Origin of the sequence: Mesorhizobium sp. M0239, assembly GCF_040321815.1 — a bacterium.
GTDB lineage: Bacteria > Pseudomonadota > Alphaproteobacteria > Rhizobiales > Rhizobiaceae > Mesorhizobium.
Window position 1 is genome coordinate 185,447 of record NZ_JAMYSG010000011.1, and the last position, 20,116, is coordinate 205,562.

The following is a 20,116-nucleotide window of genomic DNA, read 5'->3' on the forward strand; positions in this document are numbered from 1 at the left end:
CCTTGTCTATTCGGAACGACCTTGGCGAGACTGTCGCGGACGCTGGAGCAGGCACCCCTACCGATCGACCATCGCCATGCCCCGCTCGGTGTAGCGCGGGCCGGAGACTTTTCCCGGCGCAAGCGCTGCGTCGAGCGCGGCCATCTCGGCGGCATCGAGTTTGATGGCGGCGGCGGCGACGTTCTCTTCCAGATATTTTGTGCGCTTGGTGCCGGGGATCGGCACGATGTCGATGCCAAAGCCGTCGCCCTTCGCCAGCAGCCAGGCCAGCGCGACCTGGCCGGGCTTGACGCCGCGGGCAGCGGCAATGTCGCTCACCTTGGCGGCCGCCTCGACATTGGCGTCGTAGTTTTCGCCTTGGTAGCGCGGGTCGTTGCGGCGATAATCGCCGTCGGGATAGTCTTCCGCGCGCTTGACCTGGCCGGTGAGAAAACCTCGGCCGAGCGGCGAGAACGGCACCAGGCCGATGCCGAGTTCGCCAAGCAGCGGGATGATCTCCGGCTCCAGATTGCGCTCCCACAGCGAATACTCGCTCTGCACGGCCGACACCGGATGCACGGCATGCGCCCGGCGGATGTTGGCCGCACCCGCCTCCGACAGGCCGAAGAAGCGCACCTTGCCTTGCGCGATCATCTCGCCGACGGCGCCCGCGACATCCTCCATCGGCACCGCCGGGTCGACGCGGTGCTGGTAGAGGAGGTCGATATGGTCGGTTCCGAGGCGGCCGAGCGAGGCTTCCACGACCTCTCGAATGTGCTCGGGCCGGCTGTCGGTTCCGACCTGCTTGCCGTTTTCGATGCGAAAGCCGAATTTGGTGGCGATCGTCACCTGGTCGCGCTTGCCCTTCAGCGCCCGGCCAAGCAGGGCTTCGTTGTCGTAAGGGCCATAGACCTCGGCGGTGTCGAGGAAGGTGCAGCCGAGTTCGATGGCACGGTGCAGCGTGGCGATGGATTCAGCCTCGTCGGCCGGGCCGTAGGACTGGCTCATGCCCATGCAGCCGAGGCCCATGGCCGAGACCTGCAGCCCTTGGCTGCCGAGCTTGCGTGTGTTCAGGGTCATGGTGGGGTCTCCAAGGAGGGAATGCCGCGACTATAGCAGCCGCATCGACATTGGCCGATCAATCGACACTCTATTTGATCAGGATGTGGGCTTCACGCGCGGCCTCGACGAGCGCCGCCCTGGCGACGTCGGGGGCGACATCGCCGCTCGTTGCCCGCCGGCAGGCGCGCAGCGCGGACTGATGCTTCGGGCTGCCTGCGTCACGCCAATGTGTGGTGAGCAAATCAATGGCCTGCTGTGTGTTGGACAGATGGTGGATGGAACCGGTGACGCCGACCGAAACCGCCACAGGCTTCGAGAACCATGCCGTTTGCATTGGAACCACCTCGATAGGGCTGAAGCGATAAACGCCTATGGCCGCTCAAAGGTTTCGTCGATGCCAATCAATCCTGTGTGAGAGTTGCCGATACCTCCCAATGGCATTGGGCGACCCCATCTTGTCCGCGCGGCTCACATGTTCGAGGAGACGTCGCGGGTGGACGGTGTTTTGGGTTTGTGGGCGGCACGTTGCCGCGGCGCCTGATGGGCGGGGCGGGGTTTGACTGTGTTCACGACAGTGGGCGCCTGCGCCTTGCGGCGCTTGAGCCAGCTGGCTGACAGTTCGGCAAGGAGACTGCGCAAGCCTTTCACGACGTCCTCCTCTTGTAAGGGTGACAAGGTAATTTTCGTCGCCCCAACTTGTTCCGCCGGAAATCATTCCGCGAAAAATAAAGGTTTTTGCCGGCGAAAGCGCCGGGCATCACCTGCCGATATAGGCGGCCAGTTCGTCCGGCGTCCCATTCGGGAAGGCCTGTTTCAGAAAATCCAGGAACGCCGACACGCGCGCGCTGAGCAGCCGCCGGGAGGGGTAGAGCGTCCAGAGAGCGATCTCCGGGCCATCGATGTCCCCCCAATTCACCAGGGTGCCGTCAGCCAAATCGTGGCTCACCAGGGAAATTGGGAGACGTCCAACACCGACGCCGGCCCGCACCGCATCCCGCACCATGATCAGCGTCGACAGAGCAAGGACAGGCTCGACCGCAATCGTCGAGCGGCCACCATGGTCCTTTACGTGCCATGTCTGGCGTTCGCCTGTGCCGCGTGCAACGCCAGGAGCGGCCTGCCCACCGGTCGTACGAGGAAGGTCCGGGCTCGCCACAACGACCAGGCGGTCGCGGAGAAACGCCCGTCCGACCAGGCTTTCGTCGGGTTTCGGGTTGACCCGGATCACCAGGTCGTAACCTTCCTCGATCATGTCGACAGCCCTGTCCTCCGTCGTGACCTCAAGCCTCACCTCGGGATGCTTGAGGTAAATCCCGCGGCGATCCTTCCCATCGCGGTCTGAGAAAAATGCAGAGGTGCGCTGATCCGCAGCCTGCCCTTGGGTCTTTGGCCGCCCGAGGCGATCTCGGCGGCCGTCTCGTCCAGCTCGGCGAGCAAGGTCCCCGTCCGCTCGAAGAGTGCTCGCCCTTCCTCGGTGAGCTTCAGGTTGCGCGCACCCCGTTCAAACAGGCGCAGGTCAAGGCTGCTCTCCAAGTCTCCAACCCGCCGGGACAGCGTTGCCTTGGGCCGGCCGGTGGCCCTTGCCGCTTTGCCGAAACCCCCATGGCGGGCAACGAGGTTGAAATCGGTCAGGGCCAGAAGATCCATGAGTGTTCCACCAGTGAGACGGTACGTCTAAAATTTCGGCCTGTTTGACTGTTTGTGAGCCACACATATTGGGCCTGTCAAGCAACCCAACAGGAGAAATTCCATGACCATCCTCGTTACCGGCGCCACAGGCAATGTTGGCCGCCAAGTCGTCGAGCACCTCGTCAAGCGCGGCGCCGATGTCCGTGCTCTCGTCCGCGATCCGTCGAAAGCCAGCTTCCCGGCGGGCGTATCGGTCGCGCAAGGCGACTTTCTCGATGTCGATTCGCTGCGCAAAGCCATGTCCGGCGTTTCCACCCTGTTCCTCTTGAACGCCGTGGTGCCGGACGAATTCACCCAGGCTTTGGTCGCGCTGAACGTCGCCCGATCGGCGGGCATCGAGCGGATCGTCTATCTCTCGGTGATCCATGCGGACGTCTATGTGAACGTGCCGCATTTCGCCGGCAAATTCGGCGTCGAGCGAATGATCGAGCAGATGGGCTTCCAGGCTACGATCCTGCGCCCGGCCTACTTCATCCAGAACGACCTGATGATCGAAGACGTCATCACCGGCTACGGCACCTACACAATGCCGATCGGCACCAAGGGGCTCGCCATGGTCGACGTGCGTGATATCGCCGAAATCGCCGCTCTCGAGCTGCTGCGTCGGGAACGATCCGCAGGGCCGCTTGCGCTGGAGCGGATCAATCTCGTTGGTCCGCAGACACTGACCGGGACGGATATCGCGGCCATCTGGTCAGACGTGCTCGCACGCCCGATCAGCTACGGCGGCGACAATACCGAAGGTTTCGAGCAGAATCTCAAGCAGTTCCTGCCTGCCTGGATGGCGTACGACATGCGCTTGATGGGCGAGCGGTTCCTGACCGACGGCATGCTGCCCGAGGCCGGCGACGTCGAGCGGCTGACCGCGCTTCTGGGCCGCCCGCTGCGTCCCTATCGGGACTTCGCCTCACGAATCGCCGGCTCCGCCTGACGGAACAGCTCTCATCATCATCAGGGTACAGAAACAGCAGGGCGGCCTTTTGAGGAGGCCCCCTGACTGGCACGGGACAAATGCGCGTTCAGCCGGAACTGCCCTACTGCAGGGTTGCCGGACCAGGCCTGTCGAGTTGGGCGATCACGTGCTCGCCACCGTCGCCACCGAGCCCATCCACGAACAGACCAGCTACGCCGTCGAAATTGGTGAGCCCGTCGAATTCAATTGCGGCGCCAATCAACTGGGCTGCCTGGAAGACAAGGTATTCGACGTCCTCGAGGGCGACGTTTTCGGCCAGATTCCTGACCCTTACATGCTCCGCCACCGCCGTGATGCTGACGATGCCGGTCTTCCTGAAGGCGATCTGGACCGCTGAACGGACGTCATCGCGCAGTCGCGCCGAGTAATTATACCGCATCGAAACCTCCCGAAGGGAACGGTTTTCTGTTCAGATCGCACAATGCGGCAAAGACTTCGCCTTGGCAAGTCACGAATTAAATAATACCCAAATAAATCAACCAGTTAGCATAGTTATGCAAGTGTGCGCCTTACGCCGAATACCCGTCAGGCTCATCATGAGCACGAGAAGCGGTTCACACATCGCGAGGTCTTGACGCGCTAGGAGCGGTTTCCTAATTATGAGGTAAATGAGTTGAATGCTCATTCGACGTAAACGTGGTCCAGAGCGAGGGAAGCGCGATGACTGAACTGGAACGCCCGGAACGGTTGCAGATCATGCTGACGTCAGACGAACTGGCGGCGCTGGAAAACTGGCGCTTCGACAAGCGCATGCCGAGCCGTTCGGCCGCCGTCAGGGAATTGCTGCGGCGCGGTCTTGCCGCGGATGGCTTCCTGACGGCGGAGCAAGGGACGAAGTCGCAAGACTTCGGCATCCTGCCAACCGCCGACGGCAACGGCATTTCCGACGGCGGCAAGGAGTAGAGCGGTTCACCGCGCGTGGGCCGCCCTGGTCCCCGCAACGGTCGGCGGTCGCCGCGCGGTGCCGGCCGGCGTAGCGGACGATAACTCTCGATTCAGAGGATGTTTGTCGTCACTTCGACGACGATCGCGGCACCTTCCAGGCTGCCATTGGTGACGTGCACGACGCGCGATACCCGCAGATCCTGCGTGGTTCCGTCGATCGACAGCGCAACGCTTTCGCCAATCCGGGGAACCGCCTGGAAAACGGCGTCCGTGGCCTCCGGCCGGTTGTCGATCGATATGCGGCAGTTGACGGTCATGAGATGTCTCCTGTGTCGGCCCGGTGGTCAACGCGGGGTCCGCGAAATGGTTTCAGGAGGCCGGATGCAACTTAATGGCGCCCGGATCCGTAACGCAGTAATTGCTCCATTGTTCATCGTAACGGAGCAACAGGGCTCGCCGGGGAGGGCGTTGGGGCTGCCTTGGCGAGCTTGATCGCTTTGCCCGGGGGCGCTGCCTCACCGAGGTATGGAGACGAGTTTCGGCGCCCGCAATTCCCCGGCCATCCTTGCCGCCTGGAAAATTGTCATCAAAACCAGGATGGGCTCACCCTCGGTCGGGTTGATGGTCAGGACGATGCGGCCAAGCTCGTCGCTCATGCCGCAAGACCAGTCCTTGACGGCTATCACCTTTCTCGCGGCCATATGCCGTTCTCCTGCACGGGAGGTTCTCTGCGGGCTACGCCGTCTGGAGTTGGTCGACAGCACCCGACATTGCAACCAGCCGAAATGCGGCAAATGCGGCCAATATCATGAAAACCGCCGTGATGTTCAGGGACATCGCCGATGCAAGGACGCCCCCGTCAAAGCAACTCAGTTCCATGTCGCTCCACCCCTTCGATCCACTGTCGGCCAGGATGATGGTCCTGCTTCGAGCGAAATACAACCGCGCGCTAATACGATGAAGCCGGCTGGCCAGCCCTGCACGCAGCTTCGAACCAGCCGAACGCTGGTTGCTTGCTGGTTCCCGCTCATGGGCTCGAACCACGATTCACGCCTTCAAAGGGCGCTGTCCTACCATTAGACGAAGCGGGAAAATGCAAGTTGCCCCCACCCCTAGCCGGTTCCCGCGCCGGGATCAACGCAATGCGGCGGCAAAGCCGACTGGAGGCGCGGTATCAGTCCGGAAAGTTGGTGACAGGTTCCTCGCAGCGGTAGACGGGGCAGCTGCCGTCACGGGTCGGGACATAGGCCGACATCGGCACCTCCGGCCAGTCGCATTCGTTGCCGAACTGCCTGACATAGCGGTCATAGGTGTTGGGGCCGGTGGTCAGCACCACGGCATGGTGACTTTGGAGCAGTCGCCGAAGTTGGTCGCAACTCATCGTGCGGGTATCGGGCCTGGCTTCGGCGAGGCCGGTCGCGGCCAGCAGGATCGCTGCCGTCATCAAGGCAATTCGGCGCATCGGCATAGCTGTTCCCTCGAATGGATGTATTGGCCGAAACTCGCATCCCGGCGGGTGGTTCCGCAACCGCCGGGTGGCCGTCTGTAGCGGCGCAACCAAATGGTCCGTCGTGCATTGCTGGGGATGGATGGCAGGAAGCCCTACGAAACCCCGCAATGGCGTCCCGGAAACGGGGATCGCGAGGCCATGTGCTGTTCTTTCTGCGGCGGGCGCGACCACAGCTATGAGGACTGTCCGCAAAGGGATGCCGACGCCGATCCAGCACCGAATGCCCCTGACCCTCCCAAGCCGGACTGATCGGCACCGGTGTGCCGCACCGGCGATATTCGCTGCGCCCCACCGGCATTCGCACATCTGCCTGAGGTCCTCGACGCCGTCCGGCTACATCCTGACCTTGCCGGTGTTACCGATTTCCGGGCGGCTGTCGCTGACCGTTGCCGCCAGCATCTTCACATAGCTGACCACGGTGCCGGGACTGTCCCAATACTGGGCACCTTTCGACGTCACTTTAAGCACGCGGATCGAAGGGTCATCGGCACTGTCCCACCAGGCCTTGGCCGGGGTCGACCACAACTCCCTGATCTTGGCGCGGTCGTTCGAAACCGCCGCCAGACCGCTGACGGAAACATATTTCTGGCCGCCTGAATCGGCGAAGGCGAGACCGACATTGGGCTCGGCTTCGATCTCGTCGTCCTTATGGCTGTCGACATCGGTGAGGAAGTAGATTGCGTTTTCGTCGCGCACCACATGCGCCGCCATGGGTCGCGAGCGGATGTCATCGCCTTCGCGGGTGGCCAGCATACAGAAACCGATCCTGTCCATCAGCTTCCAGACCCGGTCGAGATCGCCGTCGCTCATCGTGTGCCTCCTTATTGAGCCATCCATGGGGGTGTCGGGTGCAACTCGCGCAAGCGCGCAAGGTTCCAGTGCAAGGTCCAGTCATGAACTGCCCGGACTTTTCCTGGGAGGAATGTTGGGAGGCGATTGCAACCAAAACCCACCGCGGCGCATTGGTGGCCATGCGCGCAATCCGCGCATGAGGGAGAAGGGGTCGACAGTGACAGATTTGGCGGGCTTTGATGCCTTGATCGCCATTACCGCCGATGCGCGGCTGGCGGCGATTGTCGATTCGTCCTTCGACGCCATCGTCAGTAAGGATCTGAACAGCATCATCACCAGTTGGAACGCGGCGGCGCAACGCATGTTCGGCTACACCACCGAAGAGGCCGTCGGCCGGTCCGTGCTCATGCTCATCCCCGATCATCTCAAGGATGAAGAGACCGACATCATCAGCCGGGTCCGCAAAGGCGAACTGCTGGCAAGCTATGAGACGGTCCGCCGACGCAAGGACGGCGGCCTCATCGCCGTGTCGCTGACCATTTCGCCGATCAGGAACGCGTCCGGCGAGATCATCGGCGCCTCGAAGATCGCCCGCGACATCACCGCCAGCAAGGAGAGCGAGCGCCGGATCAGGCTTTTGCTCCGCGAGGTGAACCATCGCGTCAAGAACCAGTTCGCGGTGATCCTCTCGATGATCCGGGAGACCAGCAAACGCTCGACCGATCCGCGTGAATTCGAGGAGTTGATCCGTTCCCGCATCATGGCGCTGTCGCGGTCGCACGATCTGCTGGTGAACTCGGAATGGGCCGGCGCCAGCCTCTTCGACCTCGCCCAGGAGCAGCTCAAGCCGTTCGGTCACGAGGCGCGGGTATCGCTGTCCGGACCGCTTTTGACCCTGCAGCCGAACGCCGTGCAAAATCTCGGCATGGCATTTCATGAGCTCGGCACCAACTCTTCAAAATATGGCGCGCTGGCGAGCGAGGCCGGGCGGCTCGAGATCACCTGGCGGATCGTCGAAGGCGTTTCGGACAAGCGGGAAATCCATCTGGTTTGGGACGAGACGATGCCGGTGCGTGAAGGAGAGCGGCCTGGGGGGCGGCAAGACGAAAGCACGCGCAAGGGTTTCGGCACTGTCGTCCTGCAACGGGTCGCGCCGCAATCGCTGAACGGCTTGGCGGTGCTGGATCGCAGCCCGGGCCATCTCAAATGGTCCCTGACGGCGCCCCTGGACTCGATCATCGTTCCGGAGCTCGGCGCCGACCTGCCCGAAACCGAGCCTTCCTGAGCCCTTGAGGTCTGGTTCCATCAACCTCCCTTTGGCAGATGCGTTTTCAAAAGCGGCCGCATCCTTGCCGCACCTGGCGGTGGATTCAGGAACCGTGACCCGGTGGCCGCGTTGTGGCGTCACGCTTTCGGAGGGGACATCATGGAACAACTCGTGGAGGAATTCGGCCATTCCACCTACACCTCGTTTCCGGTCATCGCGGCGCGGCTGTTGCTGGCGACGCTCTATGGCGCGGTCATCGGTTTCGAACGCGAATGGCGCAATCGCCCGGCCGGACTTCGCACGCATATTCTCGTCTGCGTCGCCGCCGCCACCTTCGGCATCCTGACGGTGGAGATCGTGCACGCGCCGATGTTCGCGGGGGAATCGGTCAAGGTCGATCCGATCCGGGTGGTCGAGGCGGTGACCGCCGGCGTCGCCTTCCTTGCCGCCGGCTCGATCATGTTTTCGCGCGGCGAGGTGCATGGGCTGACGACCGGCGCCGGCATGTGGCTGGCGGGCGCGATCGGCGTCGCCTGCGGACTGGGTCTTTGGCAAGTGGCCGGGTTCGGCACGCTGATCGTGCTGGTCGTTGCCGGCTTTCTGCGCCGGTTCGAACGCGGACCCGGCCTTGCCGCCGGTGATGAAGGCAGTCAAGCAAAGGCGGAGAAGGAGGGGGCTTCGGCCCGATCAAAGGAAGAGCGAAGGTAATTCCGATCGCCGGGAAATGCCGTGACTGGTTTCACCGAAGAAGCCGGCCAGCAGATCGGCCGTGCGCGCCGGATTCTCTTCGGGAAAGAAGTGCCCGCCCGGCATCGCCTGGCCACGCACATCGTCGGCCCAGCCGCGCCACAGCGCCAGCGGCCCGCCTTCGCCGGCATACCAATCCGCCAAGGCGCCCTGACCGCTCCATAGCGCCAGCAGCGGGCAGCGGATGCGCCGGCCGGCTGCCTTGTCGGCATGGTCGTGCTCGCGGTCGAGCGTGGCTGCCGCCCGATATTCCTCGCAGATGGCATGGGCGTGGGCAGGTGCGCGCAAGGCCTCGATATAGGCCTGACGCACTTCGGCTGGAAACGCCGATGGCGGCGAGCCCCAGCCGTTGAGCGCATTGTCGACGATCGCCTCGGCGGCGCCGGACAGGATCTTTTCCGGCAACGGCTCAGGCTGCGCCAGCAGCGACCATGGCCAATAGCCCAGCGCCAGCCTGGCGTCGGCCCGGTCCCAGGCATCGGCGGTCGGCACGATGTCGAGAACGGCGAGCCTGTCGATGCTGTCCCGATGATCGAGCGCAATGCGGTAGGCGACACGCCCGCCGCGATCATGACCGGCGACCATGAAGCTGCTGAAACCCAGCTTCTCCATCAGCCTCCTCATATCGGCGGCCATGGCACGCTTGGCATAGGGTGCGTGGTCCGGAGTGGACGTCGGACAGGAACTGCGGCCATAGCCGCGCAGGTCGGCGCAGACGACGCTGAACCGGCTGGCCAGAGCGGGGGCGATGTCGCGCCACATCAGATGCGTTTGCGGAAAGCCGTGCAGCAACAGCAGCGGTGGGCCGCCGCCGGCACGCAGGCAGTATATGCCGGCATCGCCAATGTCGATTTCCGTGCTTTGAAAACCTTCGAACATGACCGCCTCCGGCACGCGCAACGGCCGGCAAACGGGTTTGGTTGCAATGCCGCCGGCGAGGCGGCCAACCTTTTTCTTCGACAGGCGTTGTCCCTGTGAAGGGAAGGTCGCCGCGGGCGGCCGTGAAAGAAAAGAAGGAGGCAGTGATGAGAACTCTCGCCATCATGCCACTAGGCCTCATGCTGGCGCTGGCAGTGCCGGCCGCGGCCCAGCAGCAGAACGACAGCCAGGCGCTGCAGGCCGACAAATGCAGGGCTCAGACCGAGCAAGGGGCAAAACAGCAGCCTGAACAGCAGGCCGATGACGGCAATTTGACCGCCAAGCTCAACGACTGCGGCGGCGTGCTGAAACCACCCCCGACGGGCGACCAGGGCATGGCGGCGCCCGCTCCCGACGAAGGCAAGACGCCGGTAATCAAGCCTGGTGAAGTGCCGCCCCAGCCGCCGAAACAATAAACGCCGGCTCGTTGGTATTATCGCGCAAGCTAATGGAACCTCGTTATGTTGGGAGCGTTTTTCTCACGACTTGGAATTTGGAGAGATTATCGTGAGAGATATTGCAGCCACTGCCACGTTGCTTGCCTCGATAGCGATCGTGATTGCCTTGATTCTGCTGGCGCCAAAGAGTTTTGGCTTCGAAACCTCTCACCCGATCGTACAGGGCGAGCTTCCGGCGGAATAATCGGATCGATTATTCGGATACGGAGTGATCAGGACCGATTTGCACGAAGCAGGCGAGGCAATAATGCCCCCCCTGCTTCTATTGAAACCGCTATCGCACCAAAACGCCGGAGTGGCTGCAGAGCGCTGCGAACGCTTCCTGTGCCTCGGCAGCACCTATCTTGGTTTCCAGGGCGGCTTCGACCTTCTCGCGCGCCGCCTGGTAGAACGGGCCGCGCTTGGCCTGCGGCCAGTCGATCAGGATTTCGCTGGCATCCTTGAGCGTGGCGACGTCGCGGATCGTATCCGACCCATGCGGCTTGATCCGCATCGGTGTGGGCAAAATGAGATCAGGCATGGCCCCTGTTCCAACTACTGGAGGAGTTTTGCTTCGCGCGCGGCGTCGATCATCGCCCGCATCGCTTTTTCCGCCGGCGTCCAGCCATCCAGCGCATCGCGACAACTGCGCAACGCCGCCCGGTAGCGCCGTCCCTGGCCAGCCGGCCAGTCGCCGAGGCATTCCAGGCCTTCCCAGGCGCTGCGGATGATGCGCTCGCGCTCAGGCGCGAATTTCAGCCTGATCGGGCGGGGAAACATCTTGTCGTTCAACGGTCGTCTCCATGATTGCCGCAAGTCGCCGGGGCGACATGCGTGAGAGGCATCCGGTAACGTAGGCGGCAGGGCAGGGTTCCCTTCCCCAGAGATCAAATCTCAGCGTCGATGTCCGACAGCGATCTCGGCGTCGGCGCTTCGGCGTTGTGCGCCGCTGGGCGGTCATGCTCGAACTGTTCGGTCCCGGGCAGAGGGTGCAGCCAGGTCTCGCGCCTGGAGGTCCACAGTTCATATTCGGGCACGAGATCGGTCGGCGCGATGTCGAGGCTGCCGATCGCCACCTCGGCCTCGTTGTCGTCGACCCAGGCGACGCGGCCGCCGCAGGTCGGGCAAAAGCTGCGCGTGCCATAGGAGCTGACGAGGCCGGTGGTCTCGAAGGCCTCGCGCGGCCAGATGGCAAAGGCCGAATAGACCGAACCGCCGGCCTTCCGGCAATCCTTGCAGTGGCACAGGCCGACGCGCAACGGCGGGCCGTGAACCTCGAACTGCACGCCGCCGCATAGGCAGCTGCCGGTCCTGCGTATGGTGTCGGACATGACAACCTCCCTCAATGCGTGGCGCTGCGGGCCGGGTGGGACAGATGCTCGTCTGCCGTTTCGTTGGCCAGGATGAGAAACCGGGAAAAAGACATCCTGTTCACCGTACCACCAGGCCCGGTTGACACGGCCCGCAGCATCTTCAACGCCGTCCAGGCGAAATGGTTTCGGGCCTAAAGCGCGCCGCGCCCGAACGAGTTCAGACGACCCGCTTCATGCATGTCGTTCTCCCAAAACCGAGATCCACTTTTGGGCGACATGCGCTAGCCGCGGGCCGCCATATGGGCGTCGAGCTTCTTGCGCGAGGGTCCGTAGCGCTTGATGATGGTCTGTGCCTCGCTTGGCGGAATGCCGTATTTGCGGGCAAAGGCGGCAACCTCGTAGGGCTCTTCACTCGAGACCTGCTTGCGGTCCTGCTTCGTCTTCGACTTGTCGTCAGCCATCTCAGGCCTCGCTTTCTGTTGTCGGGACGCGCAGCCTTCGGCGCCCGCGATCAACACGACATAACACAGATTGGCGCCGCCGGTTCCACCAGACGACACGGCCTGGGCTGCGATAGGCATGTATCAGGCCGATGGCCGCATGGGGTCGGCGTCGGCAGTGTGGTCGCCGTCACATTCGGAGCATGCCGCGCTGAGGCCGGGGCAGCCGCGCCGGTGCGTACCGGCAGGGCAGCAATGGCCGTTGGAACTCGTCCAGCGCGGACACTGGAAGACCTGGCCAGCGCCGCCGCAGCCGCTGCATTCCAGCGTCGCCGACCGCACGCTATGAGATATCGCCCCAAACCTGACGCTTGTACGCAAATTTCAGCCCACCCAAAATCGCTGCGCCGGCACGCCGGTGCATTAGCCCCGACTAACGATAGCACTTCCGTGATTACCAACAAGTTTCAATCGCGGGCGGCGCCGGAAGCCGTTCGGGCCTCTCGAGAAAAATTGGCCTGATGTGTCGGACCTGGCGTCCGTCGTGCGTCCTAGGAGCGAGCAACCTGCAAAGCTGGAGAACGAGCATGTCGTCGCAAATCACTCAATCGCCGTGGCAGACCGCGGCCCTTCTCATCGCCCGGCTGATCTTCGCCGGCGTCTTCCTGATGGCCGTGACCTTCAAATTCATGGGCATGGCGGCGACCGCCGGCTATATCGCCGCCGCCGGCTTTCCGTTTCCGTTGTTCCTGGCCTGGTGCGCTGCGATCCTGGAAGTCGCGCTGGTGCTGTGCTTCCTGACCGGCGCCTTCTTCTCGCAGGCGGCCCTTGTCGCCGCCGCCTATGTGCTGTTCCTCGCCCTGGCCTTCCACGGACCCAGCCACTGGGCCGGCAACCAGGCCGAGTTCGGCTTCTTCGTCGACCATTTTTCGTTCCTGGCCGGACTGCTGTTTGCGGCCGTGCATGGACCGGGCAAGGTGCTTTCGCTCAATTTGGGATGGCCGGGCAGGGCTTGAGGCGAGACCGACCGGCACCGCGCGAAGGACGCGCGCCGGGGCCTGCCTTGGCACCCCCTCACAGCTGGTCGTTGTAGGGTTCCTTTATCTTGCCGACCATGCGGGCCAGCTTCGAAAAAGACGGCATCTCCGCCTCCGGCTGGCACTGGTTGGCGAGTTCCAGCAGCCGGATCGGAAAGTTGACGGCGTCGCGGCTGGACGCGGACATGCCTTCGGACCGCTCCTGGTTGGTTTCGCCTGCCTCGGTCTTGCGCAAGGCCAGGTCGATTTCCTCCGCCGTCAGCACCCCCTTTTGAACCAGGAGGCGGTTGATCGAGGCGACGGCCATCAACAGGCCTTCGAGTTGCAGGTTGGCGACATTCATGGCGATTGCTCCCGTGACTGGGGTTGAAACGCGCGAGCGGCATTTCCGCTCCAGAAAGGCTGCGGGCGAACGCCTATTCCTGCGTCAGCCGTTCGCCATATTCGCGCCACAGCGCCTTGACCTCCAGGCTGCCGAGGCTGCCGATCGAAACATCCCCACAGCTGATGGCGACGGCGCCGATGTCGTATTGGGGGTAGGCGTTGGCGACGAAACGGATGGCTTCGCCCAGCGAACGCACGCGGATGACCGGATCCGCCTGACCCTGGCCGGTGCTGCGCACGCCGGAAACCATGGCTGGTGCATGCCGCATCCTGAACACGGATGCCATGGCTGGTCTGTCCATCGTCCTCTCCCACAAGGCCGTGCGACGGGAATCATTCCATGAGCTTCGACGAATGATTTCACACCTGCCGGCTTGTGACCAGCCGCCGGCAAAAGCAGGGTTTTACGCGCTTTGCCAGCGTCGGTCAGGCCGGAATTGCGATCGATCTAGGAATTTTTTCTCAGAAAACGGTTGACGGGGTGAGTGCAGCTATGCTACATTTTTGTCCATGGTGCTGAGTTGCGCCGACGACCCGCCGCCGAGGCGGGTTTTTTGTTTCTGGGCTAGACATGTCGGCAGGACAGAGGGGGGCCCCAAGGAATGCCATCCTTCGCCCGATGACTCATTTCGCAATCCGAGAGACACTCATGACCCGCTACGCCACCATCATCACCGATGCGGACGGCCAGGAAATCGTCAGCGCCATCGGCGAATTCGAAGCTGCGCCGCAGCCAGGCCTGGGGCGTGTCGAGCAGGTCGCGCCCAGCGTAAAGATCGGCATGGTGCGGGATGCGGCCGGCGGGTTTGACCGAATTAGGAATTTTTTCTCAGAAAACGGTTGACGGGTGAGTGCAGCTATGCTACATTTTTGTCCATGGTGCTGAGTTGCGCCAACGACCCGCCCCTGAGGCGGGTTTTTTGTTGCTGGGCTAGACATGTCGGCAGGACAGAGTGGGCGCCAAGGAATGCCATCCTTCGCCCGATGAAATCCGAGAGACACCCATGACCCGCTACGCCACCATCATCACCGATGCTGACGGCCAGGAAATCGTCAGCGCGATCGGCGAATTCGAAGGCATTGCGCCGCAGCCACGCCTGGGGCGTCTCGAGGAGGTCGCGCCCGGCGTAAAGATCGGCATGGTGCGGGACGAGGCTGGCGAGTTCGGGTTCTCGCAGGCCGGCATCGCCGGGCACCTTGTCGGTCTGGTCATGGCGCGTCTCAGGGCGCGGGCCGGTCTGGCAAGGCCTGCCCCGGCGGCGAAGCCTGCCGACGCGGCAAAGCCAAAGCGCGTCCAGGGAGCCAAGAAGCGCACCAGGAAGAAATCCGCTCGTTCAAAGAAACCGGCCAGCCGGGCCGGATCGATGCCGAAGGCCGGCATTCCCGCTGCCAACGCCGTGGGTGGTGACGTCCGTGACTGACAAGACCGCCGCCGGGCCAACGCGCCGCAAGCCGGCAAAGCGCAAACCCGCCGCCAAACCGGCCGCGCAAAAGCCGCGCCGCAAGCGCGCCAAGAAAACATTGGGCGACGATTTCCTGGCCGCCGTGCGGGCCGATTTCCGCGCCTATGGCGCCGGCGTCATTGCCCAGGTGCGGGCCGACAAGCCGGACCAGTATCTGAAGATCGTGCTGTCGGTGCTGCCCAAGGATTTCGATGCCACGATCAACCAAATGGACGGCCTGAGCGATGACGAAATCCGCAGCCGCATCCGCGCCCTCGAGACGATCGTCAAACCGTTCCTCGAAGAACCCGGCGATGTCCGTGAAGACGGAATATCTGGCGCTGCTGGCGGAGCTTGACCGCCGGCGTCGCGCTAATCTTCTTGCCGCTTACAAACCATATGAACTCCAGGCGGAATTCCACGCTGCAGGCGCGCAGAACCGCGAACGGCTGTTCATGGCCGGCAACCAGCTTGGCAAGACCAGGGCAGGGGGCGCCGAATGGGCCATGCATCTTACCGGCCGCTATCCCGCGTGGTGGCAAGGCAAGGTTTTCGACACGGCCGTCAGGCTGTGGGCGGCCGGCGTCACCGGCGAAGGCACGCGTGACAATCCGCAGCGCGTGCTGGTCGGTCCGCCGCAGCAGCAGGCGGCCTGGGGCACGGGCATGATCCCGGCCGACGCCATTGTGCAGACCTTCATGGGTCGCGGCGCACCGGGCGCGCTCGACAGTGTCGTGGTGCGCTGGGGCGGCGGCGGCGACGTGCAGGCCGATGAATCGGTGCTGTCGTTCAAGAGTTTCGAGAAGGGCCGCGAGAAATGGCAGGGCGAGACTTTGCACGGCGTCTGGTTCGACGAGGAACCGCCGCTCGACATCTATTCCGAAGGCCTGACCCGCACCAATGCGACGGGCGGCATCACCATCGTGACGTTCACGCCGCTGCTTGGGATGTCGGATGTGGTGCTGTTGTTTCTTTCGGCGTCGCAGGTGGAGGGGATGGCCAAAGGCAGCGGATGAAGACGTTCAAGGGTATTTGCTGCCCGCAAGCTGTCTGGCGCGGGCCCTGGGATCGGCTGCTTTCCGGGTTAGCGGTTGGCACCATATCCTTTCATCACCCGTAATCTGGTTGTACCAGACATTGCATACTTTGTTTGGTGTGTCCGGGATACAAACTTCGCGTTGGAACCCTGAAGAATTGGCGTACATCTTGCAGGTTTTCTTACTCGTATCATACGGAACGTTCGATTGGCATGCTGACGTGCTCGCGGCAATGGCCACAACGATTGCTATGCGGATCATGTATCTCCCCCAATTGGCCAGCAGCTTTGCATTGATAAACAGTATTATGAATGGCGGTTACTCGTTCCAGCAAATAATTTAGGCAGACTGATATGTCCCGACACGTCACCTTCATGACCATCGACGATGCCGCGCACTACACGCCGCAGGAGCGCGCGGCGATCGTTGCCGCCTATCCCGCGCATGAGCGCGAGGCGCGGGCGCGCGGCATTCCGGTGCTGGGCTCCGGCCGCATCTTTCCGGTGGCGGAGGAAATGATCGCCTGCGAGCCGTTCCGGCTGCCGCGCTACTGGCCAAGGCTCGGCGCGCTGGATTTCGGCTGGGACCACCCGTCGGCCGCCGTCGAGTTGGCCTGGGATACGGAAGCCGACGTCGTTTACGTAACCAAATCAGCGCGGGCCTCGCAACAGACGCCGGCGATGCAGACGCTGACGCTGAAACCCTGGGGCGAATGGCTGCCCTTCGCCTGGCCGCGCGACGGCCGCCGCGAAACGCTGGAAGGGGCGGGCGTGGCGCTCGCCCGGCAGTACTCCGCGCACGGGCTGAACATGCTGACCCGCCACGCGCAATTCCCGGACGGTTCGGTCTCGGTCGAAGCCGGGCTGATGGAGATTCTCGACCGCATGCAGAGCGGTCGCTTCAAGGTGTTTGCCACGCTCGCCGACTGGTTTGAGGAATTTAGGTTGTTCCATCGCAGGGATGGCCAGGTTGTGAAGCTGCGGGATGATTTGATGGCGGCGACACGCTATGGCGTGATGATGCTGCGCGAGGCGGTGGTCGACCCGGCTGAGTTCAGGTCGGCGAGAAGGCCGGCGGAACAGAGCGATCCGCTGGGGGCTTTCAGGTGAAGTCGAAAGCGGCCGGACATCCGTTGTGGAATTAATCGAAACGGGAATACTTACTGGGCCGAGCACGCGCGTTTCGCGTAAAACTCGACCTATTTTGCGTTTTCATTGCGACTCAGTTCTAGTCCCGCACGGAGGGGCGAGTATGACTGCTGAAATCGCAATATTGAACAAAATGGCTGTTGCTCTTGCGACGGACAGCGCCGTTACCATTTCAGCCGGCAGCGAAGAGCAGAAGATCTATGACTCGGCTGACAAGCTATTCGATCTATGCGGCCCCACGCCGATTGGCGTGATGATCTATCACGGCATGCAGTTCATGCAGGCTCCGCTGCCGATGCTGATTGCAGACTACAGGCAGCGCTATCAAGAGTTCGATCGGCTTCCAGCCGCTGGGTTTGACCTTCTTCGGTTCCTCTGTGAATGGGGCGTGAAATCTCCAAAGAAGGTTCTTGAGGCTTCCCTATCGAACATGATCGAGCCGGTCCTGGACCGGATTAAGGGGCGTGTGCAGGAGAAGTTAGAAAAGTTGGTCAACGCGCCGCCGCTAGCTCAGCAAGACGATTTCATGAAAAATCTTCGGGCTGCTTTTGAAGAGTCGGTCGCATTGTTCGAGCGTGTTCTTGCAAAACGGCCGGACGGAAAATTCTTGGGTCCCGATGGCTCCAAAGGCCCTCCGGCCATTGGCGATACCGAGATGGCAGCCATGACTTCGATAGTGGCAGCGAATTTCCATGGCGAGTCCGAGGCAATGATAGCCCGACTTGTTGGTATCGCGAGGAATGCGGTCCTGAAAGATTGGCTGTCCGGAGGTGAGACAGGCGTCGTCGTGGCCGGGTTCGGAAAGAAGGATATCTTTCCGAGTCTTGCCTCATTCGAAATTGATGGCATGGCCTTCGGCCGCCTGAAATATATCGAAACGAACACGGTCGACATTGATCGTGACGGGGATCGTGCGCGCGTTATTCCGTTTGCCCAAAAAGAGATGGTTGAGCGCTTCCTTTACGGCCTTGACGAGGGCATTGAGCGCTACATCATGCAGTTCTGTATAAACACTGTGCCGTCTATCAGCACGCACATTTTGGCCAACCTTGAAATGAGCGAAGAGGATAAGGCGGCGCTGGGCGCTAAGGCAGAGGAGGCGCAGAACGCCTTTTTAGGCGAACTTGCAAATTCGACCTTCGCTGACATACGGTCGCAGTCAAAGTCCGCTATTGAAGATATGGTGGAATTTATGCCAAAGCCGGAGCTGGCCACGATGGCCGAGGCGTTGGTGAACCTGACGTCGATAAAGAGGAAGGTTTCGAGGGGGATGGAAACCGTCGGCGGCCCGATAGATGTGGCTGTCATATCCAGGGCAGACGGCTTCATCTGGGTCAAGCGAAAGCATTATTTCGTTCCTGAGTTGAACCCCAGGTACGCCAGTCGCGCTAAGCATCAACCATCTCGTAGGGAGAATAGTCATGAATCGCAGCCAGATCCACGACCCAATCGCCCGGCGAAAGCTCGATCACCTCGCCGATCGGCTGAATGAGCCAAACTCCCACGAACTGAATGCGGCAATCGATAAAACCAAAAAGAAGATTGCAGCGGCGTTTTCTGACGCAAAGAAGGTCCAAGCGACCTTCAAAGCCGCGCATTCGAAGGGGCAGCCGTCCGGCTGATCATCGCTCCGACACGCCTTGGTCATTGGGGCGGCAATAGCCCTTGCTGCAATCTCGTGGCTACTCCACGATCTTCCAATAAGAATCCTTGCGGATCACCTTGCCGTCGCGAAACGTGTAGAAGTCGCAGCCTCGAACTTCCTTTTTCACACCCTCGCGGGTGGTGCCGGTGAGGGTCCATTTCGACATGCCGGTCTCGGCAGCCTCGTCGGCAAAGTGCTCAGCCTTGCCGTAGTGGACATCGGGCAGGCCTTCGAAGCGTGTCGCCAGCGCGTCCCGTACGTTGCGCTTGCCCTCGCAACGGGTTCCCCAGGGCTCGGCTCCCCTCGGCATCTCCAGGACGCAGTCGTCGGCGAAGAACGCCATGATGCGATCGAGATCGTGCGCGTTGAAGGCATCGCATAGCTGCGTCAGTGTCGCTCGAATGTCCATTCGCCCGTCTCCTGGATAGCCGTCGATGTCCGAAGTAGGTCACTGGCGACGGGGACGGTCAAGTGCGCAGGCCGCCGAGACGCCGCCCGGAAGCGAGAACTGCATTCTATTGCTCAGGCCTGCTCATGCCCCTTCGCATCATACCCGCGACGCTGCGCGACCTGTCCTACATCGCAGCCAATTTGCGCCCTGAGGACCGGGCCGAGATCGACTGCCAGCTCGACCATTGGTCGCCGGCGCTGCTGGCGCTGACAGCGCTGCAGGACTTTGCCTATGTCGCCGAGCTGGACGGCAATCCGGAGGCCGGCTTTGGCGCTGCCGAACAGCGCGGCGGCCTGTGGATCGCCTGGAGCTGGGGCACGCGCCGCATGAAGCGCTGCGTGCCTGGGATCACCGGGTTCTTTCACGCCGTGCTTGGGCCTCAGGTCGCGGCGCGGGACGCCTGGCGGGTCGAGGCGCGGGCGCTGGCCGCCAATGAACTGGCGCTGCGCTGGCTCGGTCGGCTCGGCGCGACGCAACGCTGCCTGTTGCCGGGTTACGGCCGCAACGGCGAAGACTTTTTCCTCTACGACTGGACAAGAACCTCTAATCTTGGAGAAGGCTGGAACCATGTGTCTGTTTCAAAAACCACCGGAACTGAAGCCGTTGCCGCCAACGCCGACGGCGCAGGACAAGGACGTGCAGGCGCGCGAGGCGGCATTGCGGGCTGAACTCGAACAGCGGAACGGCACCGCCGGCACCATCAAGACCGACCTCGCGCCAGGCAGCCTCACCGGCCAGCGCCGCGTGCTGCTGGGGCTATGACCATGACCGCGATGAAGCGCAGTTTCAGGAAGCGCGTGTGGGACTGGTGGGTGTGGCGACGGCATGCAAGGGTGATGAAAAGGCGGGGGTGATTAGCCGATCTCCCCCGCAAGGGGCCCGTTGCGTTATTAAGTTATAGGGGCAAGGAGGGAGGGTCAGGCCAATGTGGGGTGCCTTGCGGCTCGGGTTTGAGGCCGG

30 protein-coding genes, 1 tRNA gene and 1 pseudogene are annotated in these 20,116 nt (G+C 62.5%); 15 read left to right on the plus strand and 17 right to left on the minus strand.

The genetic code is table 11. The features are described 5' to 3' along the window. Nucleotides 1-57: 57 nt before the first annotated feature. The 3 genes and pseudogenes from NKI99_RS14125 to NKI99_RS14135 all read right to left on the minus strand — a co-directional run bounded on the left by NKI99_RS14125 (nt 58) and on the right by NKI99_RS14135 (nt 2,688). Nucleotides 58-1,059, minus strand: a complete 1,002-nt coding sequence (locus NKI99_RS14125; RefSeq protein WP_352611192.1) for an aldo/keto reductase — start codon at nt 1,057-1,059, stop codon at nt 58-60. A 70-nt stretch (nt 1,060-1,129) separates the two neighbouring features. Beyond that, on the minus strand, nt 1,130-1,375 hold the full coding sequence (locus tag NKI99_RS14130) for a DUF982 domain-containing protein (protein ID WP_352611194.1): 246 nt from the start codon (nt 1,373-1,375) through the stop codon (nt 1,130-1,132). A gap of 423 nt (nt 1,376-1,798) precedes the next feature. Continuing rightward, a pseudogene (locus tag NKI99_RS14135) lies at nt 1,799-2,688 on the minus strand (LysR family transcriptional regulator). 103 nt (nt 2,689-2,791) lie between these two features. Between NKI99_RS14135 and NKI99_RS14140 the strand changes: the two are divergent. Continuing rightward, complete coding sequence (locus tag NKI99_RS14140; RefSeq protein WP_352611196.1) at nt 2,792-3,661, plus strand: NmrA/HSCARG family protein; 870 nt, start codon at nt 2,792-2,794, stop codon at nt 3,659-3,661. Between the two features lie 103 nt (nt 3,662-3,764). On the opposite strand, the gene NKI99_RS14145 is transcribed toward NKI99_RS14140, so the two are convergent. Further along, nucleotides 3,765-4,082, minus strand: coding sequence for a hypothetical protein (locus NKI99_RS14145; RefSeq protein ID WP_023813830.1), 318 nt, complete (start codon nt 4,080-4,082; stop codon nt 3,765-3,767). 281 nt (nt 4,083-4,363) lie between these two features. Here NKI99_RS14145 and NKI99_RS14150 point away from each other — a divergent pair, with 281 nt between their 5' ends. Further along, nucleotides 4,364-4,606 (plus strand): hypothetical protein, encoded by a 243-nt coding sequence (locus NKI99_RS14150; RefSeq protein WP_352611198.1) that lies wholly within the window; start codon nt 4,364-4,366, stop codon nt 4,604-4,606. 92 nt (nt 4,607-4,698) lie between these two features. On the opposite strand, the gene NKI99_RS14155 is transcribed toward NKI99_RS14150, so the two are convergent. The 5 genes from NKI99_RS14155 to NKI99_RS14175 all read right to left on the minus strand — a co-directional run bounded on the left by NKI99_RS14155 (nt 4,699) and on the right by NKI99_RS14175 (nt 6,908). Continuing rightward, entirely contained in the window at nt 4,699-4,905 is a 207-nt protein-coding gene (locus NKI99_RS14155; RefSeq protein ID WP_013530768.1) for a hypothetical protein, read from the minus strand. A gap of 198 nt (nt 4,906-5,103) precedes the next feature. Then, on the minus strand, nt 5,104-5,289 hold the full coding sequence (locus NKI99_RS14160) for a hypothetical protein (protein ID WP_127297322.1): 186 nt from the start codon (nt 5,287-5,289) through the stop codon (nt 5,104-5,106). Nucleotides 5,290-5,605: 316 nt separating this feature from the next. Next, nucleotides 5,606-5,679: transfer RNA gene (locus tag NKI99_RS14165), tRNA-Gln, on the minus strand. Between the two features lie 83 nt (nt 5,680-5,762). Next, on the minus strand, nt 5,763-6,056 hold the full coding sequence (locus NKI99_RS14170; protein ID WP_127297320.1) for a hypothetical protein: 294 nt from the start codon (nt 6,054-6,056) through the stop codon (nt 5,763-5,765). Between the two features lie 375 nt (nt 6,057-6,431). Beyond that, nucleotides 6,432-6,908, minus strand: coding sequence for a pyridoxamine 5'-phosphate oxidase family protein (locus NKI99_RS14175; RefSeq protein ID WP_352611200.1), 477 nt, complete (start codon nt 6,906-6,908; stop codon nt 6,432-6,434). A gap of 199 nt (nt 6,909-7,107) precedes the next feature. Between NKI99_RS14175 and NKI99_RS14180 the strand changes: the two genes are divergently transcribed. After that, entirely contained in the window at nt 7,108-8,175 is a 1,068-nt protein-coding gene (locus tag NKI99_RS14180; RefSeq protein WP_352611202.1) for a sensor histidine kinase, read from the plus strand. 141 nt (nt 8,176-8,316) lie between these two features. After that, nucleotides 8,317-8,865, plus strand: a complete 549-nt coding sequence (locus NKI99_RS14185) for an MgtC/SapB family protein (protein ID WP_023813823.1) — start codon at nt 8,317-8,319, stop codon at nt 8,863-8,865. Here NKI99_RS14185 and NKI99_RS14190 read toward each other — a convergent pair. Next, complete coding sequence (locus NKI99_RS14190) at nt 8,845-9,783, minus strand: alpha/beta fold hydrolase (protein WP_352611204.1); 939 nt, start codon at nt 9,781-9,783, stop codon at nt 8,845-8,847. The genes NKI99_RS14185 and NKI99_RS14190 overlap by 21 nt on opposite strands. A gap of 146 nt (nt 9,784-9,929) precedes the next feature. Between NKI99_RS14190 and NKI99_RS14195 the strand changes: the two genes are divergently transcribed. Next, nucleotides 9,930-10,238 carry a hypothetical protein gene (locus tag NKI99_RS14195; protein ID WP_023813821.1) on the plus strand — a complete coding sequence of 103 codons (309 nt, stop codon included), beginning with the start codon at nt 9,930-9,932 and terminating at the stop codon, nt 10,236-10,238. Between the two features lie 91 nt (nt 10,239-10,329). After that, complete coding sequence (locus tag NKI99_RS14200; protein ID WP_023813820.1) at nt 10,330-10,464, plus strand: hypothetical protein; 135 nt, start codon at nt 10,330-10,332, stop codon at nt 10,462-10,464. Between the two features lie 90 nt (nt 10,465-10,554). Here NKI99_RS14200 and NKI99_RS14205 read toward each other — a convergent pair whose 3' ends face one another. The 4 genes from NKI99_RS14205 to NKI99_RS14220 all read right to left on the minus strand — a co-directional run bounded on the left by NKI99_RS14205 (nt 10,555) and on the right by NKI99_RS14220 (nt 12,033). Then, complete coding sequence (locus NKI99_RS14205; protein WP_023813819.1) at nt 10,555-10,800, minus strand: DUF982 domain-containing protein; 246 nt, start codon at nt 10,798-10,800, stop codon at nt 10,555-10,557. 14 nt (nt 10,801-10,814) lie between these two features. Next, complete coding sequence (locus NKI99_RS14210; protein ID WP_023813818.1) at nt 10,815-11,051, minus strand: DUF982 domain-containing protein; 237 nt, start codon at nt 11,049-11,051, stop codon at nt 10,815-10,817. 95 nt (nt 11,052-11,146) lie between these two features. Continuing rightward, the gene (locus NKI99_RS14215; protein WP_352611206.1) at nt 11,147-11,590 is read right to left on the minus strand and encodes a GFA family protein; all 444 of its coding nucleotides are present in this window, start codon (nt 11,588-11,590) and stop codon (nt 11,147-11,149) included. 263 nt (nt 11,591-11,853) lie between these two features. Further along, nucleotides 11,854-12,033 (minus strand): DUF3606 domain-containing protein, encoded by a 180-nt coding sequence (locus NKI99_RS14220; protein WP_023813816.1) that lies wholly within the window; start codon nt 12,031-12,033, stop codon nt 11,854-11,856. A 566-nt stretch (nt 12,034-12,599) separates the two neighbouring features. On the opposite strand from NKI99_RS14220, the gene NKI99_RS14225 reads away from it, so the two are divergent. Further along, complete coding sequence (locus tag NKI99_RS14225) at nt 12,600-13,028, plus strand: DoxX family protein (RefSeq protein ID WP_352441241.1); 429 nt, start codon at nt 12,600-12,602, stop codon at nt 13,026-13,028. Nucleotides 13,029-13,086: 58 nt separating this feature from the next. Here the strand turns inward: NKI99_RS14225 and NKI99_RS14230 are convergent, their stop codons facing one another. Further along, nucleotides 13,087-13,392, minus strand: a complete 306-nt coding sequence (locus NKI99_RS14230; RefSeq protein ID WP_023813813.1) for a hypothetical protein — start codon at nt 13,390-13,392, stop codon at nt 13,087-13,089. Nucleotides 13,393-13,465: 73 nt separating this feature from the next. After that, nucleotides 13,466-13,735 (minus strand): hypothetical protein, encoded by a 270-nt coding sequence (locus NKI99_RS14235; RefSeq protein WP_023813812.1) that lies wholly within the window; start codon nt 13,733-13,735, stop codon nt 13,466-13,468. A gap of 347 nt (nt 13,736-14,082) precedes the next feature. Here NKI99_RS14235 and NKI99_RS14240 point away from each other — a divergent pair, with 347 nt between their 5' ends. The 6 genes from NKI99_RS14240 to NKI99_RS14265 all read left to right on the plus strand — a co-directional run bounded on the left by NKI99_RS14240 (nt 14,083) and on the right by NKI99_RS14265 (nt 18,552). Further along, nucleotides 14,083-14,277 (plus strand): hypothetical protein, encoded by a 195-nt coding sequence (locus NKI99_RS14240; protein WP_352611208.1) that lies wholly within the window; start codon nt 14,083-14,085, stop codon nt 14,275-14,277. A 160-nt stretch (nt 14,278-14,437) separates the two neighbouring features. Continuing rightward, entirely contained in the window at nt 14,438-14,854 is a 417-nt protein-coding gene (locus tag NKI99_RS14245) for a hypothetical protein (protein ID WP_352611210.1), read from the plus strand. Further along, on the plus strand, nt 14,847-15,233 hold the full coding sequence (locus NKI99_RS14250) for a hypothetical protein (protein ID WP_352611212.1): 387 nt from the start codon (nt 14,847-14,849) through the stop codon (nt 15,231-15,233). The genes NKI99_RS14245 and NKI99_RS14250 overlap by 8 nt, the downstream gene beginning before the upstream one ends. Next, the gene (locus NKI99_RS14255; protein WP_352611214.1) at nt 15,190-15,891 is read left to right on the plus strand and encodes a terminase large subunit domain-containing protein; all 702 of its coding nucleotides are present in this window, start codon (nt 15,190-15,192) and stop codon (nt 15,889-15,891) included. Before NKI99_RS14250 ends, NKI99_RS14255 begins: the two co-directional genes overlap by 44 nt. Nucleotides 15,892-16,265: 374 nt before the next feature. Next, on the plus strand, nt 16,266-17,021 hold the full coding sequence (locus tag NKI99_RS14260; protein WP_352611216.1) for a phage terminase large subunit family protein: 756 nt from the start codon (nt 16,266-16,268) through the stop codon (nt 17,019-17,021). Between the two features lie 142 nt (nt 17,022-17,163). Then, nucleotides 17,164-18,552 (plus strand): hypothetical protein, encoded by a 1,389-nt coding sequence (locus NKI99_RS14265; RefSeq protein ID WP_352611218.1) that lies wholly within the window; start codon nt 17,164-17,166, stop codon nt 18,550-18,552. Nucleotides 18,553-18,742: 190 nt separating this feature from the next. Here NKI99_RS14265 and NKI99_RS14270 read toward each other — a convergent pair whose 3' ends face one another. Next, entirely contained in the window at nt 18,743-19,114 is a 372-nt protein-coding gene (locus tag NKI99_RS14270; protein ID WP_352611220.1) for a nuclear transport factor 2 family protein, read from the minus strand. Between the two features lie 125 nt (nt 19,115-19,239). On the opposite strand from NKI99_RS14270, the gene NKI99_RS14275 reads away from it, so the two are divergent. Beyond that, a complete protein-coding gene (locus tag NKI99_RS14275; RefSeq protein ID WP_352611222.1) occupies nt 19,240-19,824 on the plus strand; it encodes a hypothetical protein in 585 nt (194 codons plus the stop codon). Further along, nucleotides 19,793-19,918, plus strand: coding sequence for a hypothetical protein (locus NKI99_RS14280; protein ID WP_281035567.1), 126 nt, complete (start codon nt 19,793-19,795; stop codon nt 19,916-19,918). The genes NKI99_RS14275 and NKI99_RS14280 overlap by 32 nt, the downstream gene beginning before the upstream one ends. Nucleotides 19,919-20,116 lie beyond the last annotated feature (198 nt).